We start from the raw sequence: 13,025 nt of genomic DNA, 5'->3' as shown, positions 1-13,025 counted from the left end.
TTTTTCAAAAAATTTCTTCTCCCGCCCGTTACCCGGGGCGAAAAATTCCCGGGGGGGCTACCCCCGCGGGGGGTGTTTCCCGGGGGGGGGGGGGGTTAGCCCCCCCCGGTTCGTTTTTGGAAACCACATGAAAATTCTGATCGTTGGGCCCAGTTGGGTCGGTGACATGGTGATGGCGCAGACACTTTTTCAGTGTCTCAAACAACGCCACCCGCAGTGCGAAATCGACGTGCTGGCCCCCGAGTGGAGCCGGCCGATCCTCGAGCGCATGCCCGAAGTACGCCAGGCCTTGAGCTTCCCGCTCGGCCACGGCGTGCTGGAGCTGGCGACGCGTCGGCGCATCGGTAAATCCCTGGCCGGTCAGTACGACCAGGCCATCCTGCTGCCCAATTCGCTGAAATCGGCCCTGGTGCCGTTTTTTGCCGGCATCCCGAAACGCACCGGCTGGCGTGGCGAGTTCCGCTACGGCCTGCTCAATGATGTGCGCACGCTCGACAAAGAGCGTTATCCGTTGATGATCGAGCGCTTCATGGCCCTGGCCTATGAGCCTGGCATCGAGCTGCCGAAACCTTATCCACGGCCGAGCCTGCAGATCGACCCGGTGACCCGCGACGGCGCACTGGCCAAGTTCGGTCTGGCCCTTGACCGTCCGGTGTTGGCGCTGTGCCCCGGCGCCGAGTTCGGCGAGTCCAAGCGCTGGCCGTCCGAGCACTATGCCAAGGTCGCCGAGGCGAAGATTCGTGAAGGCTGGCAAGTCTGGCTGTTCGGCTCGAAAAACGATCACGCGGTGGGTGAAGACATTCGTGGGCGGTTGATTCCGGGGCTGCGTGAAGAGTCGGTGAACCTCAGTGGCGGCACTTCCCTGGCCGAGGCCATCGATCTGCTGTCCTGCGCCGACGCGGTGGTCTCTAACGACTCCGGTCTGATGCACGTGGCCGCCGCGCTGAACCGCCCCTTGGTGGCGGTGTACGGCTCGACGTCGCCGGGCTTCACGCCGCCGCTGGCCGAGCACGTCGAGATCGTGCGCCTGGGTATCGAATGCAGTCCGTGCTTCGATCGCACCTGCCGTTTCGGTCATTACAACTGCTTGCGCCAGCTCATGCCCAAAGCGGTGAACGAAGCCTTGCAGCGGTTGCTGGGCACTGTGGTCGAGGTCAAATAGTTTGCGGGTACTGTTGATCAAGACTTCTTCGCTGGGCGACGTGATTCACGCGTTGCCAGCGTTGACCGATGCGGCGCGGGCGATCCCCGGCATCAAGTTCGACTGGGTGGTGGAAGAAGGTTTCGCCGAGATCCCGACCTGGCACCCGGCCGTGGGCAAGGTGATTCCGGTGGCGATCCGTCGCTGGCGCAAGAACATCTGGCAGACCATCAAGAGTGGCGAGTGGAAGCGCTTCAAGCAAAGCGTTCGCGCGACCAAATACGACTTGGTGATCGATGCTCAGGGCCTGCTGAAAAGTGCGTTGCTGACTCGCTATGCCAAAGCACCGGTGGCCGGGCTGGACAAGAATTCGGCCCGCGAACCGATCGCCGCGCGCTTCTATTCCCGACGTCTGGCCGTGGCCCGTGGGCAGCACGCGGTTGAACGAGTGCGTCAGCTGTTCGCGTTGGCCCTGGGTTACGACCTGCCCAAAGGCCTGGGTGATTACGGCCTGAACGTCGAGCGGCTGGTGGAATTGCCGCGCAAGAATCCGTACGTGGTGTTTCTCCACGGCACCACCTGGGACACCAAGCACTGGCCCGAAGCCTATTGGCGCGAGCTGGCCGAGCGGGTGGGGTATCTCGGCGTGGCGGTGAAGCTGCCGTGGGGCAGCCCGGTCGAAAAGGCCCGCGCCGAGCGCATCGCCAAAGACATGAAACACGTCGAAGTGCTGCCCAAGCTGAACCTGGCGGGTGTCGGCAAAGTCCTGGCCGGCGCGCAAGCGTGCGTGGCGGTGGACACCGGTCTCGGTCACCTGGCCGCGGCGCTGGACGTGCCGACCCTGTCACTGTTCGGCCCGACCAATCCGGGCCTGACCGGCGCCTATGGCAAATCGCAGATTCACATGGCCAGCGACTTCCCTTGCGCACCGTGCCTGCAAAAGAAATGCACCTATCAACCGACGGCCGACGATGCCCGTCGGTTTGACCTGAAGCGCGAGTGGCCCCTGTGCTTCACGCGTCTGAATCCCGAGCGTGTCGCGAGCCGACTGAGCACGTTGTTACTGGCTGAGGAGCTGCGCTGATGCAATTGGCATTTGTCCTGTACAAGTACTTTCCCTTTGGCGGCTTGCAGCGTGACTTCATGCGCATCGCCCTTGAATGCCAGCAGCGCGGCCATCAAATTCGTGTCTACACGTTGATCTGGGAGGGCGACATCCCTCCGGGCTTCGAAGTGTTGGTGGCGCCGGTCAAGGCGTTCTTCAATCATCGGCGCAACGAGAAACTCACCGAATGGATGGAGGCCGATCTGGCCAAGCGTCCGGTAGACCGCCTGATCGGTTTCAACAAAATGCCGGGCCTGGACGTTTACTACGCCGCCGACGGCTGCTTCGAAGACAAGGCGCAAAACCTGCGCAACTCGCTGTACCGTCGTTGGGGGCGCTACCGACACTTCGCCGAGTACGAGCGCGCGGTGTTCGCCAAGGACGCCAAGACCGACGTGCTGATGATTTCTGAAGTCCAACAGCCGCTGTTCATCAAGCATTACGACACACCGCTGGCGCGCTTCCATTTGCTGCCACCGGGCATTGCCCAGGACCGTCGTCGCCCCGTGAACGCGGATGAAATTCGCGCCGGGTTCCGCGCCGAATTCAACCTGAAGGACGATGAGCTGCTGCTGGTACAGATCGGTTCCGGGTTCAAGACCAAAGGCGTGGACCGTAGCCTCAAGGCACTGGTCGCGCTGCCAACCGAGCTGAAAAAACGCACCCGGCTGTTTGTAATTGGCCAGGACGACCCCAAAGTATTCCAATTGCAGAGCGCCACATTGGGGCTCGGCGACAACGTGCAATTCCTCAAGGGGCGCAGCGATATCCCGCGCTTCCTGCTCGGTGCCGATCTGCTGATCCACCCGGCGTACAACGAAAACACCGGGACGGTATTGCTTGAAGCCCTGGTAGCCGGTTTGCCGGTGCTGGTGAGCGCAGTGTGCGGTTATGCCCATTACATCGCCGAGGCCGACGCGGGTCTGGTGCTGGACGAACCCTTCGATCAGGCGCAACTGACTCAGTACCTGACCGGCATGTTGAACGACACTGATGCACGGGCGGCCTGGAGCCGCAACGGTCTGGCCTTCGCCGAGACGGCCGACCTCTACAGCATGCCGCAGCACGCGGCCGATGTGATTCTGGCGGAGCACGCTTAATGAAGTTGATGCTGGCTGAACCGTTCAAGAGCCTCTGGGCCGGACGCGACCCGTTCGCCGAAGTCGAGGGCCTCAAGGGCGAGGTGTACCGCGAGCTCGAAGCGCGCCGGACACTGCGAACTGAAGTGGACGGCCACGGGTACTTCGTGAAGATCCACCGGGGCATCGGCTGGAGTGAGATTTTCAAGAACCTGCTGACCGCCAAGCTGCCGGTGCTGGGCGCGGGCCAGGAGTGGAAGGCCATTGAGCGCCTGCAAGAAGTCGGCGTGCCTACCATGACTGCCGTCGCTTATGGCGAAAAGGGCAGCAACCCGGCGGATCAGCATTCGTTCATCGTCACTGAAGAATTGGCGCCCACCGTCAGCCTTGAAGATTTCAGCATCGACTGGGTCAAGCACCCGCCGGAGCCAAAGCTCAAGCGCGCCCTGATCGCCGAAGTCGCGCGCATGACCGGCATGATGCACCGCGCCGGGGTTAACCATCGCGACTGCTACATCTGCCACTTCCTGCTGCACACCGATAAGCCGGTGACCTGCGATGACCTCAAGTTGTCGGTGATCGACCTGCACCGCGCCCAGGCCCGCCCGACGATTACCCGGCGCTGGCGCAACAAGGACCTGGCAGCGCTATATTTTTCGGCGCTGGAGATCGGCCTGACCCGTCGTGACAAGCTGCGTTTCCTCAAGGGGTACTTTCAGCAGCCTCTGCGCCAGATTCTGGTAGAAGAAGCCGGGTTACTGGCGTGGCTCGAAGGCAAGGCCAACAAGCTCTATGAGCGTAAACAGCGCTACGGGGATGCGCTCTGATGTCGGGTTGGACACTGGAGCCGGCTTACAGCGATCTGGCAGAAGATTTCGGCAGTCTTGATGCGGTGTTTGCCCTCGAGGGCGAGCAACTGACCCATGATCCGCTGTCTGAAGTTATTCGCGTCCAGCGCAAAGGCGTCAACTATTACGTAAAACGCTACGTCAGTGCCGGCAAAGGCCTGCGACGCTACCTGGGAAAGCCTCGGGTCAAGGCCGAATGGCAGAACCTCAAGCGTTTCGCCAAGTGGGGCATTCCTACCGCAGAGGTTGTGGCCTGGGGGTTGGAGCGGCACGGTGTGACGTACGCTCGTGGGGCAATGATCACTCGCGAACTGCCGCATACCGAAGACTTGTCGGTCCTGGCTAATCGGCATGATCCGAAACTGGCGGACCGCGCCTGGGTTGATACCGTCAGTCGCCAATTGGCCGGTTACACCCGGACCATGCACGACAACCGTTTCACTCATAATGATTTGAAGTGGCGCAACCTGTTGGTCGACGATGAGGCCCGGCTGTTCCTGATCGATTGCCCCAATGGCGATTTCTGGCGCGGCTTCTGGCTCAAATACCGCATCACCAAAGACCTGGCCTGCCTCGACAAGGTCGCCAAGTATCACCTGTCGGCCACCCAGCGCCTGCGCTTTTACCTGCAATACCGCCAATGCGCCCGGCTCGATGCCGCGGACAAGAAACGCATTCGGCACGTGGTGAGATTTTTTGAGGGACGCGAATGACTGATTTTCTGGCTGCTGAAGACCGTGCGCTGTTCGAGCGTCATGGTCTCGGCACCTTCGACGCACTTTGGGTCAAACAGCTCGACGCGGTGGACGAGCCCAACACCGGCCGGGGTGGCTGGAGCAGTGTGTTTCGGCTGGATCTGGACGGTCATGGCTACTACCTCAAGCGCCAGAGCAACTACCTGACGCGCTCCCGGCATTCGCCCTTTGGCGAGCCGAGCTTTGCCCGTGAATTTCGTAACATCAGTCGTTATCGGACACTGGGGATTCCGGCGCTGCAGGCGGCGTTTTTTGGTGAGCGCAAGGTCGACGGCGAAGTTCGGGCGATTCTGCTGACTCACGCGCTGGACGGTTGGGATGATCTGGATTCGCTGTTGCAGCGCTGGTCGGAGCTGAGCGAGATACAGCACTCGGCCATTCTCAAGGCCTGTGGGCAACTGGCGCGACGCCTGCACGGCAGGCGCCAGGTCCACGGTTGCTTCTACCCCAAGCACATTTTTCTTCAGGCCACCGGCGACGGCTATCAGGCGCAATTGATCGACCTGGAAAAGACCCGGCCGCTGTTTTTCGGCCGGCGTGATCGGATCAAGGATCTGGAGCCGTTGCTGCGCCGGGCGCCGGAATGGAGCGACAGCCAGCTGCGCGAATTGTTGGCGGTTTATCTGGATCAGCCGCTGAACAGTTCGCGGGTGGACCGTTGGGTATCGCGCCTGAGTGCGCGGCGCAGTAACAAGGAGACGCGTTGATGCGTTTGTCCGAACTGAAAAACGCCGGCCGCAGCCCGAGCCTGCCGCTGAGCATTCCACTGGCCGATGCCGCGGGGCCTGCCGATTTGCAGCTGCTGAGTCTGCTGCGGGTGTTGCCGGGGCAGCGTTATGTGGGGGCTGGCGTCTGGCGCGGCCGGCCGGTGCTGGCCAAGTTACTGGTCGGTGGCAAAGCGGCGCGGCATTTTCAACGTGAACTGGACGGCGTGCGTTTGCTGGCCGCTCAGGGGCTGACCACGCCGTTGTTATTGGCCGATGGCCTCAAGGACGGCGAGGGCGGTTGGCTGTTGTTCGATTTCCTTGAGGGTGCCGAGAGCCTGGGGGATGCCTGGAAGCAGGTCGAACACTTGCCCGCATTGGCGGATGAACAATCCGCGGTGCTGGCTGAGGCGTTGGGTGCCATCGGCCAACTGCACAGCAAAGGCCTGTGGCAGGAGGACCTGCACCTGGACAACCTGCTGCGCCATGGCGGTCAGTTGTATTTGATCGATGGCGCCGGGATCTGCGTCGAAACGGCGGGCAAGCCGCTGTCGCAACAGAAAGTCCTGGAAAACCTCGGGGTGTTTTTCGCCCAGTTGCCCAAAGCGTTGGAACCCTTCACCGAAGAGTTGCTGGTGTATTACCTGCTGAGTAACGGCGAACACGCGTTGCCGATGGAGGCGTTGCAAAAACAGATCGACAAGGTCCGTCGCTGGCGTTTGAAGGACTTTCTGATCAAGGTCGGCCGCGAATGCACGCTGTTCAGCGTCCAGCGTGGTGCGTTCGGCTTGCGGGCGATTTGCCGTGAGGAAGAGGCTGCGATGCTGCCGGTGCTGGCACAGGCCGATGCCTTGCTCGATCAGGGGCATCTGTACAAGACCGGCGGCGCGGCGAGCGTCGGCAAGGTCGAGGTGGCCGGGCGCACATTGGTGGTCAAGCGTTACAACATCAAAGGCTTTACCCACTGGCTCAAGCGTTTCTGGCGCCCGAGCCGCGCCTGGCATTCATGGCGCGAAGGCAATCGCCTGGCGTTCCTCGGTATTGCCACGCCAAAACCATTGGCGTTGCTGGAGAAGCGTTTTCTCTGGCTGCGCAGCCGGGCGTACCTGGTGACCGAGTATTTGCCGGGGCCGGACATCATCGAGCGCTTTGCACCGTACGTTGAGAGCGGGGATGCGCCAGAGGCTGAGCTGCAGGCTCTGGATTACCTGTTCGCCGAACTGATTGGCGAGCGGATCAGCCATGGCGATTTCAAAGGCCATAACCTGTTCTGGCAACAGGATCGCTGGGCGCTGATCGACCTGGATTCGATGTGTCAGCATGGTTCGCTCAGCAGCTTTGCCCCCGCATATGCGCGGGATCGGGCGCGGTTCATGCGCAACTGGCCCGAGAGCAGTGCGCTGTACCAAGTGATTGATCAGCGTCTGCCCAAAGATATTTCTAGCGCTACTTGAAGCGGGTCTTCGACCCCATCGCGGGCTTGCCCGCGATGGCGCCAGATCAGTCTCCCGAGATCTGGCGGACAAGTTCTTGTGAATTGTCCTACATGATCTGCAGAGCCCATGAACTGTGCCCTGAATAGCCACGATGCTAGTTTGCCTGACGTTCTCGGAGGGCAGATTTTGACGATAAAAATGGCTGTGATGTTGAGCTCTTTTTCACTGACGCTGTCTGGCTGCGGGACCGCTGTCACGGTGCTGCAGGATGACGAAGAGGCCGCCCGAGGCCTCAGAAAGCAAAAGACCTACTGTCAGTCCATTCCTCGCATCTACAGCGGTATGGCGCACGACTTTTGCCTCTTGCACGCGCCGCCCGATCCCACGGGTATTCTGGTGCCGTTCGTATTGCTGGATTTGACCCTTTCGGGTGTATTCGACACGTTTTTTTTGCCCTATACGATTTACCGGCAGGCTGCCGCCGGAAATGTCAGGATTTACTGGCGGCCGGGTCGCGGATGAGCAAAGGCGAACGCTTGGGCTCGACGTCATCTTCACGGCACCGATAAGGGCAGGGTCATTCCCGCCACGTTTACGCTATAATCCCGCCCTTTAGCTGTCTCTCGCCCCTTGCGAGGGCACATTAATTTTTGAGGCGCGTTGCGCCTGCATGCAGACTAAAGAGGCTAGACCCCTGTGGCATTGACGATTCTTGGCCTGTCCGGCGCCCTTAGCCATGATCCTTCCGCAGCCTTGTACATCGACGGCAAGCTGGTCGCGGCGGCTGAAGAAGAGCGTTTCGTGCGTGATAAACATGCAAAGAACCGCATGCCTTACGAATCGGCGAAATTCTGCCTCGAGCAGGCTGGCATCAAGCCATCCGACGTTGACGTGGTGGCGATTCCATTCGCACCGATTAGCCTGTTCGGCAAGGCTCGCTGGCACTACGCCAAGCGCTACTGGTACGCCCCGGACCGCGCCCTCGATGCGATCCTGATGGGTAACCGTCGCTACAAGCGCTATCGCAACAAGATTGTCTGGTGCCTCGAGCAATTGGGTTTCGATCCGAAAAAGATCAAGATCGAGCCGGTCGAGCACCACTTGGCCCACGCCTCCAGCGCCTACCACTGCTCCGGTTTCAAAGAGAAAACCGCGATCCTGGGGATCGACGGCAAGGGCGAATACGCCACGACTTTCTTCGGTTATGGCGAAAACGGCAAGATCCACAAGATCAAGGAATTTTTCGATCCGGACTCCCTCGGCGGCCTGTACGGCGCGATCACCGAGTTCCTCGGCTTCGAAATGCTCGACGGTGAGTTCAAGGTCATGGGCATGGCGCCGTACGGCGACGCCAGCAAATACGATTTTTCCCGTCTGGCCTCGTTCGAGAACGGCGAACTGGTGATCAATACCGACTACGCCAACGTCATCGGCCTGCGTCGTTATAAAGAGAAGGGCAAGGGTTTCTACTTCTCGCCGAAGCTGATCGAGTGGCTGGGGCCGAAGCGCGAAGGCGATATCGCCGACGAGCCGTACATCCACTACGCCGCCAGCATGCAAGCGCTGTTCGAGAAACTGGCGTTGCAGATGATCGACCATTACCTGGGCGATGTGCTCAAGGAAACCGGCAAGCTGGCCTTCGCCGGTGGTTGTGCGTTGAACGTCAAGCTGAACCAGAAAATCATCGCCCGCGACGACATCAAAGAATTGTTCGTCCAGCCTGCGTCCGGCGATGCCGGTACCGCGGTGGGTGCGGCGGCTTACGTGTCTCATGCTCGTGGTGTACCGGTCGAGAAGATGGAGCACGTCTACCTCGGCCCGTCCTACAGCAACGAAGACGTGATCGCGGCCTGCGCCCGTCACGCCGACAAGCCAAAGTGGCGCAAGCTCGACAATATGCCGGAGCAGATCGCCAAAATCATGGTCGATGGCAACCCGGTGGCCTGGTTCCAGGGCCGCATGGAGTTCGGTCCGCGTGCCTTGGGCGGCCGTTCGATCATTGGCTGCCCGAGCGTGGCCGGTGTGGCGGACCGTATCAACCATCAGATCAAGTTCCGCGAGCGCTGGAGGCCTTTCTGCCCGTCGATGCTCGACACCGTTGCGCCGCAAATGATCAAGATCGATCACCCGGCACCGTTCATGACCTTCACCTTCGAAGTGGCTGAAGAGTGGAAAACCCGCGTACCGGAAGTCGTCCACGAAGACGGCACATCCCGGGCCCAGGTGCTCAAGCGCGAATACAACCCGCGCTACTACGACATGATGAAGGCGCTGGAAGTGCTGACCGGCAACGGTGTGTCGCTGAACACTTCGCTCAACCGTCGTGGCGAGCCGATGATCTGCTCGCCGACCGATGCCTTGAATATGTTCTTTGGTTCCGACCTGCAGTACCTGATCATGGAAGACATTCTGGTGGTCAAAGAAGGCGCGGACGCTTATGACTCGCTCGGCTGAACGCCATGTGCTGCAGTTCTGTCACGGCTATGACGGGCCGTTTCTGGACTGCGCCCGGCAGTACGCCAGCCTGTTCGCGGGGACCGGTTATCGCGTGACCACGGTGTTTCTGACCGGGGCTGCAGATAGCCAAGTCGCCGCGAGCTGCGCGTCCGACGAAGTGCTGTTCATGGAATACAGCTCCAAGGCCATTCGTGGCCTGAAGCTGGGCGCCATCGGCGATCTGCGCAAGATCGCCGCCTCGCGCAATTTCAGTTTCTGTATTGCTCACCGTTTCAAACCGATCTACATCGCCTTGCTCGGCACTTCGTTGCCGGTCATTGGCGTGCATCACGCGTTTGGCGATTACCAGCGCAGCACACGCAAACTGTTCGCGCATATTTTCCGCAAGCGCCTGAGCCTGCTCGGGGTTTCCGATGCGGTGCGTGACGACATGCGCCGTTGCTTGCCGAAATGGCCGCAGGCGCGGATTCAGACGCTCTATAACCGGATTGATGTGCAGGCGTTGCAGGCCAGTCAGGTATCGGTTCGCGAGGCCCGGGAAACCCTCGGTCTGTCGATGGATGCCTGGATTGTCGGCAACGTTGGGCGCCTGCATCCGGACAAGGATCAGAATACGCTGCTGCATGGTTTTGCCACGGCATTGCCGGGGTTGCCGGCAAACAGTCAGTTGGTGATTCTGGGCAGCGGTCGGCTGGAGCAGAACCTCAAGGACCTGGCGCGTGAACTGGGTATCGGCGATCGCGTGCTGTTCCTCGGCCAGGTGCCCGAGGCGCGTCGCTACTTCCGCGCTTTCGATGTGTTTGCCTTGAGTTCCGATCACGAACCGTTCGGCATGGTATTGCTGGAGGCCATGGCCGCCGGTGTGCCGCTGCTCGCCACCGCGAGCGGCGGTGCCCGGGAAGTGGTCGAAGGCGTGGGCATTCTGTTTCCGCTGGGGGATGCCGGACACCTGGCTCAGGGGCTGCAACATCTGGCCGCGATGGATGAGCAGCAACGCCGCCAGTGCGCCGAGCTAATGTTCGACCGCTTGCGTGAGCGCTTCTCCGATCGCGCGGTGCGCGATGCTTTCTGGCATTTGCCGCACGTCACCGAACTGGCACCGAGGGGCTAATGCTCAACCGACTTCAAGGCTGGCGTGAGCGTGGCTGGGCGCAGGTCGACGCCTCGACTTATGCACAAACCTGGCAACGTTTTGGCGGCAGCGTCGCGACCCATCCCCTGGTAGTCGAACGTCTGGCACAGTTGGCCGACATTCCGGTGCGCTACCTGGCTTGGGAGCAGGACGGCGAAGTGAAAGCCGCCATCCCAACCTGGGGGCGCGACCTGGCGCTGTCCAAGGACGTGCTCAAGCGCACAGGTAAAAAGGGCCTGTTCGACCTCGGCAATGCCGAACTGATCCTCCCGGCCGCCGCCGATGCCCAGGCACCGCTGCGCCATCGGGGGCGTTACCTGTCGGCGCTGAGCGAAGGTCGTTTTACCGGTATCAAGCTGCAGACAGAACAACTGGCGCTGGCCCGCACGCCTGAAGAATTGTCGAAAAAGTTTCGCTACAACCAGCGCCGCGAGTTGCGTCTGCTGGAAGAGGCGGGCGGCGTGGTGCGGCCGGTTACCGAGTTTTCCAGCAGTGAACTGGCTGCGATCTATTGCGACCTGTTCCAGCGTCGCTGGGGCTTTCCGGCCACCGGTGCCGAGCGCATGGGCGAGGTGATCGAGTTGTTGCGCGAGTTGCTGATCGGCTCGGTGATTTTCCTCAACGACGCACCGATAGCGACTCAACTGGTGTACCGCGTCGAGGCGCCGGAATGGATCAGCGTCGAATACGTCAACGGTGGTGTCGATCCCGAGACCCGTGAATTCAGCCCCGGCAGCGTGCTGAGCTTCCTCAACACCCAAAGCGCCTGGGAACATGCTCGTGCGTTGGATAAGCCCCTGCGGTTTTCCTTTGGTCGAACCGACCGTGAGTACAAGGACCGTTGGTGCAATTCTGTGCCGGTCTTCACGGTATGAGCCAACCCATGAGCCGCAAACAGCAACTGCTCAAGCGCCATCGGCGCAACAAACGCATCGGCCTGTTGATTGCGTTGATGTTGCTGATCGCGATCGGTGTGCTGGTGGCCTGGTGGCTGCCGCTGGTGCTTGCGGTGCTGGGCTGGATCGCCCATGAGGCGTGGTTTGCGGACCATCTGTTTTATTCCCCCCAGGACGATTACCAATACAGCTTCCCGCCGTATACCCCGCAACCCAAGATTCATCTGGACGGTGAACGGCTACGGCTGGATGAGGGCGTCATGCTGGTCGATGACGCCACGCTGATACTGGCGCTGAGGGTGAAAAGTACTTGGCTGGGGCGCTTTATCGATCCGGTGGTCGAGTTGCTGGGGGGCGATAATCCCGACCGGCAAACTTTCGAGCGCGGTGTAAACGGGCTGCGTTATCTCAATCTCAGTGGTCAGGCAAGCGTGTTGTCGCAAGGTGAGTTGCGTCTGCGTGGGCGTTTCTGCCGATTGCTCGGCGAGCCCGTGCTCTGGGCGTTCGAGCAACCGGACTACCGCCGTCAGCGAGTGATGGTGATTGCTCCCCATGCCGACGACGCAGAGTTGGCCGCCTACGGTCTGTACAGCCAGGCTGACGAAGCTTGGATCGTCACCCTGACCGCCGGTGAAATCGAAGCCGAACATTATCGACAGATGGGTCTGAGCACAATCGAGGCGGCTCGCCTCAAAGGCCGTTTGCGGGCCTGGGATAGCATCGCTGTACCGCGCTGGGCCGGGGTGCCTGAAGCCCATTGCGTGCAGTTGGGGTATTTTTGCCTGCAACTGGCGGCGATGCAGGCGGCGCCGGCCACGCCGGTGGGTTCGCGCGAAGCGGATTTGAGTGACACCCGGTTGTTTCGTCAGTTGAATCCATTTGCCCTGCCGGGCGATGTCGACGGCGCGCCGACCTGGAACAATTTGCTGGCCGATCTGCGTGAACTGTTGCTGAGGGCGCGTCCGCAAGTGATCGTATTGCCGCACCCGACCCTCGACCCGCACCCGGATCACATCTGTGCCCAGGCAGCGGTTCTCGAAGCGTTGAGCGGGCTGGAGTGGCAGCCGACCACCGTGCTTGGCTATGCCAACCATCTGCATGACAATGATCGTTGGCCGATGGGTGATGCGGGTCATGGCATCGCCCTGCCGCCGACGTTCGATTTGGCAACGGCGATGCAGCCCTGTTGCCTGACGATGCCTTTGGCGCGTCAGCGTGATAAAGCGATGGCGTTGGGCATGATGCACGACCTGCAACCGCTCATGCCGTTCAAGCGACGTTTGCGGCGGTTGATACAGTGGCTGCTGGCCAGTAGAGTGCCACCCGTCTATGGAGAGAACGAGTTCTTTCGCAAGGCGGTCAGGCGGCACGAGTTGTTCTGGGTTCTGAAGCATGGTGAAACATCTGTGAGGCAGAAATGAAGTATCGCGGCCCCTAGCATGGCGGCGTATCCAAGCAGTAGTGAGTATTTC

Annotated in this window: 12 protein-coding genes; all 12 read left to right on the top strand. The window is 60.9% G+C overall.

Annotation, left to right across the window (positions count from 1 at the left end):
- Positions 1-127: 127 nt before the first annotated feature.
- Positions 128-1,162 carry a lipopolysaccharide heptosyltransferase II gene (gene waaF, locus ACCC96_RS27505; protein ID WP_019650739.1) on the top strand — a complete coding sequence of 345 codons (1,035 nt, stop codon included), beginning with the start codon at positions 128-130 and terminating at the stop codon, positions 1,160-1,162.
- Between the two features lies 1 nt (position 1,163).
- The gene (gene waaC / locus ACCC96_RS27500; RefSeq protein ID WP_413697454.1) at positions 1,164-2,225 is read left to right on the top strand and encodes a lipopolysaccharide heptosyltransferase I; all 1,062 of its coding nucleotides are present in this window, start codon (positions 1,164-1,166) and stop codon (positions 2,223-2,225) included.
- The gene (locus ACCC96_RS27495) at positions 2,225-3,346 is read left to right on the top strand and encodes a glycosyltransferase family 4 protein (RefSeq protein ID WP_413697453.1); all 1,122 of its coding nucleotides are present in this window, start codon (positions 2,225-2,227) and stop codon (positions 3,344-3,346) included. The genes waaC and ACCC96_RS27495 overlap by 1 nt, the downstream gene beginning before the upstream one ends.
- Positions 3,346-4,152 carry a lipopolysaccharide core heptose(I) kinase RfaP gene (rfaP, locus tag ACCC96_RS27490; RefSeq protein ID WP_019650737.1) on the top strand — a complete coding sequence of 269 codons (807 nt, stop codon included), beginning with the start codon at positions 3,346-3,348 and terminating at the stop codon, positions 4,150-4,152. The genes ACCC96_RS27495 and rfaP overlap by 1 nt, the downstream gene beginning before the upstream one ends.
- On the top strand, positions 4,152-4,886 hold the full coding sequence (locus tag ACCC96_RS27485) for a lipopolysaccharide kinase InaA family protein (RefSeq protein ID WP_018928556.1): 735 nt from the start codon (positions 4,152-4,154) through the stop codon (positions 4,884-4,886). The genes rfaP and ACCC96_RS27485 overlap by 1 nt, the downstream gene beginning before the upstream one ends.
- Positions 4,883-5,635: a lipopolysaccharide kinase InaA family protein gene (locus ACCC96_RS27480; protein WP_019650736.1), complete on the top strand. Its 753-nt coding sequence runs from the start codon at positions 4,883-4,885 to the stop codon at positions 5,633-5,635. The genes ACCC96_RS27485 and ACCC96_RS27480 overlap by 4 nt, the downstream gene beginning before the upstream one ends.
- Positions 5,635-7,086, top strand: a complete 1,452-nt coding sequence (locus ACCC96_RS27475; protein ID WP_413697452.1) for a lipopolysaccharide kinase InaA family protein — start codon at positions 5,635-5,637, stop codon at positions 7,084-7,086. Before ACCC96_RS27480 ends, ACCC96_RS27475 begins: the two co-directional genes overlap by 1 nt.
- A gap of 168 nt (positions 7,087-7,254) precedes the next feature.
- Positions 7,255-7,590: a YceK/YidQ family lipoprotein gene (locus ACCC96_RS27470; RefSeq protein ID WP_413697455.1), complete on the top strand. Its 336-nt coding sequence runs from the start codon at positions 7,255-7,257 to the stop codon at positions 7,588-7,590.
- A gap of 174 nt (positions 7,591-7,764) precedes the next feature.
- Positions 7,765-9,522 (top strand): carbamoyltransferase, encoded by a 1,758-nt coding sequence (locus ACCC96_RS27465; protein WP_018928552.1) that lies wholly within the window; start codon positions 7,765-7,767, stop codon positions 9,520-9,522.
- Positions 9,506-10,636, top strand: a complete 1,131-nt coding sequence (locus ACCC96_RS27460; protein ID WP_413697451.1) for a glycosyltransferase — start codon at positions 9,506-9,508, stop codon at positions 10,634-10,636. Before ACCC96_RS27465 ends, ACCC96_RS27460 begins: the two co-directional genes overlap by 17 nt.
- Positions 10,636-11,532: an antimicrobial resistance protein Mig-14 gene (locus ACCC96_RS27455; RefSeq protein WP_019650731.1), complete on the top strand. Its 897-nt coding sequence runs from the start codon at positions 10,636-10,638 to the stop codon at positions 11,530-11,532. The genes ACCC96_RS27460 and ACCC96_RS27455 overlap by 1 nt, the downstream gene beginning before the upstream one ends.
- Positions 11,533-11,540: 8 nt before the next feature.
- Entirely contained in the window at positions 11,541-12,974 is a 1,434-nt protein-coding gene (locus tag ACCC96_RS27450; RefSeq protein WP_413697450.1) for a PIG-L deacetylase family protein, read from the top strand.
- Positions 12,975-13,025: the final 51 nt, after the last annotated feature.

Source organism: Pseudomonas sp. Pseusp11 (assembly GCF_047304405.1).
Lineage (GTDB): Bacteria > Pseudomonadota > Gammaproteobacteria > Pseudomonadales > Pseudomonadaceae > Aquipseudomonas.
The sequence above is the reverse complement of the archived record's forward strand: the minus strand, read 5'-3'. Positions and strand labels throughout refer to the sequence as shown.

Coding starts and splice junctions, on each gene's coding strand:
- waaF (WP_019650739.1), top strand. CDS start 128: ATGAAAATTCTGATCGTTGGGCCCAGTTGGGTCGGTGACATGGTGATG.
- ACCC96_RS27495 (WP_413697453.1), top strand. CDS start 2,225: ATGCAATTGGCATTTGTCCTGTACAAGTACTTTCCCTTTGGCGGCTTG.
- rfaP (WP_019650737.1), top strand. CDS start 3,346: ATGAAGTTGATGCTGGCTGAACCGTTCAAGAGCCTCTGGGCCGGACGC.
- ACCC96_RS27485 (WP_018928556.1), top strand. CDS start 4,152: ATGTCGGGTTGGACACTGGAGCCGGCTTACAGCGATCTGGCAGAAGAT.
- ACCC96_RS27480 (WP_019650736.1), top strand. CDS start 4,883: ATGACTGATTTTCTGGCTGCTGAAGACCGTGCGCTGTTCGAGCGTCAT.
- ACCC96_RS27475 (WP_413697452.1), top strand. CDS start 5,635: ATGCGTTTGTCCGAACTGAAAAACGCCGGCCGCAGCCCGAGCCTGCCG.
- ACCC96_RS27460 (WP_413697451.1), top strand. CDS start 9,506: ATGACTCGCTCGGCTGAACGCCATGTGCTGCAGTTCTGTCACGGCTAT.
- ACCC96_RS27455 (WP_019650731.1), top strand. CDS start 10,636: ATGCTCAACCGACTTCAAGGCTGGCGTGAGCGTGGCTGGGCGCAGGTC.
- ACCC96_RS27450 (WP_413697450.1), top strand. CDS start 11,541: ATGAGCCGCAAACAGCAACTGCTCAAGCGCCATCGGCGCAACAAACGC.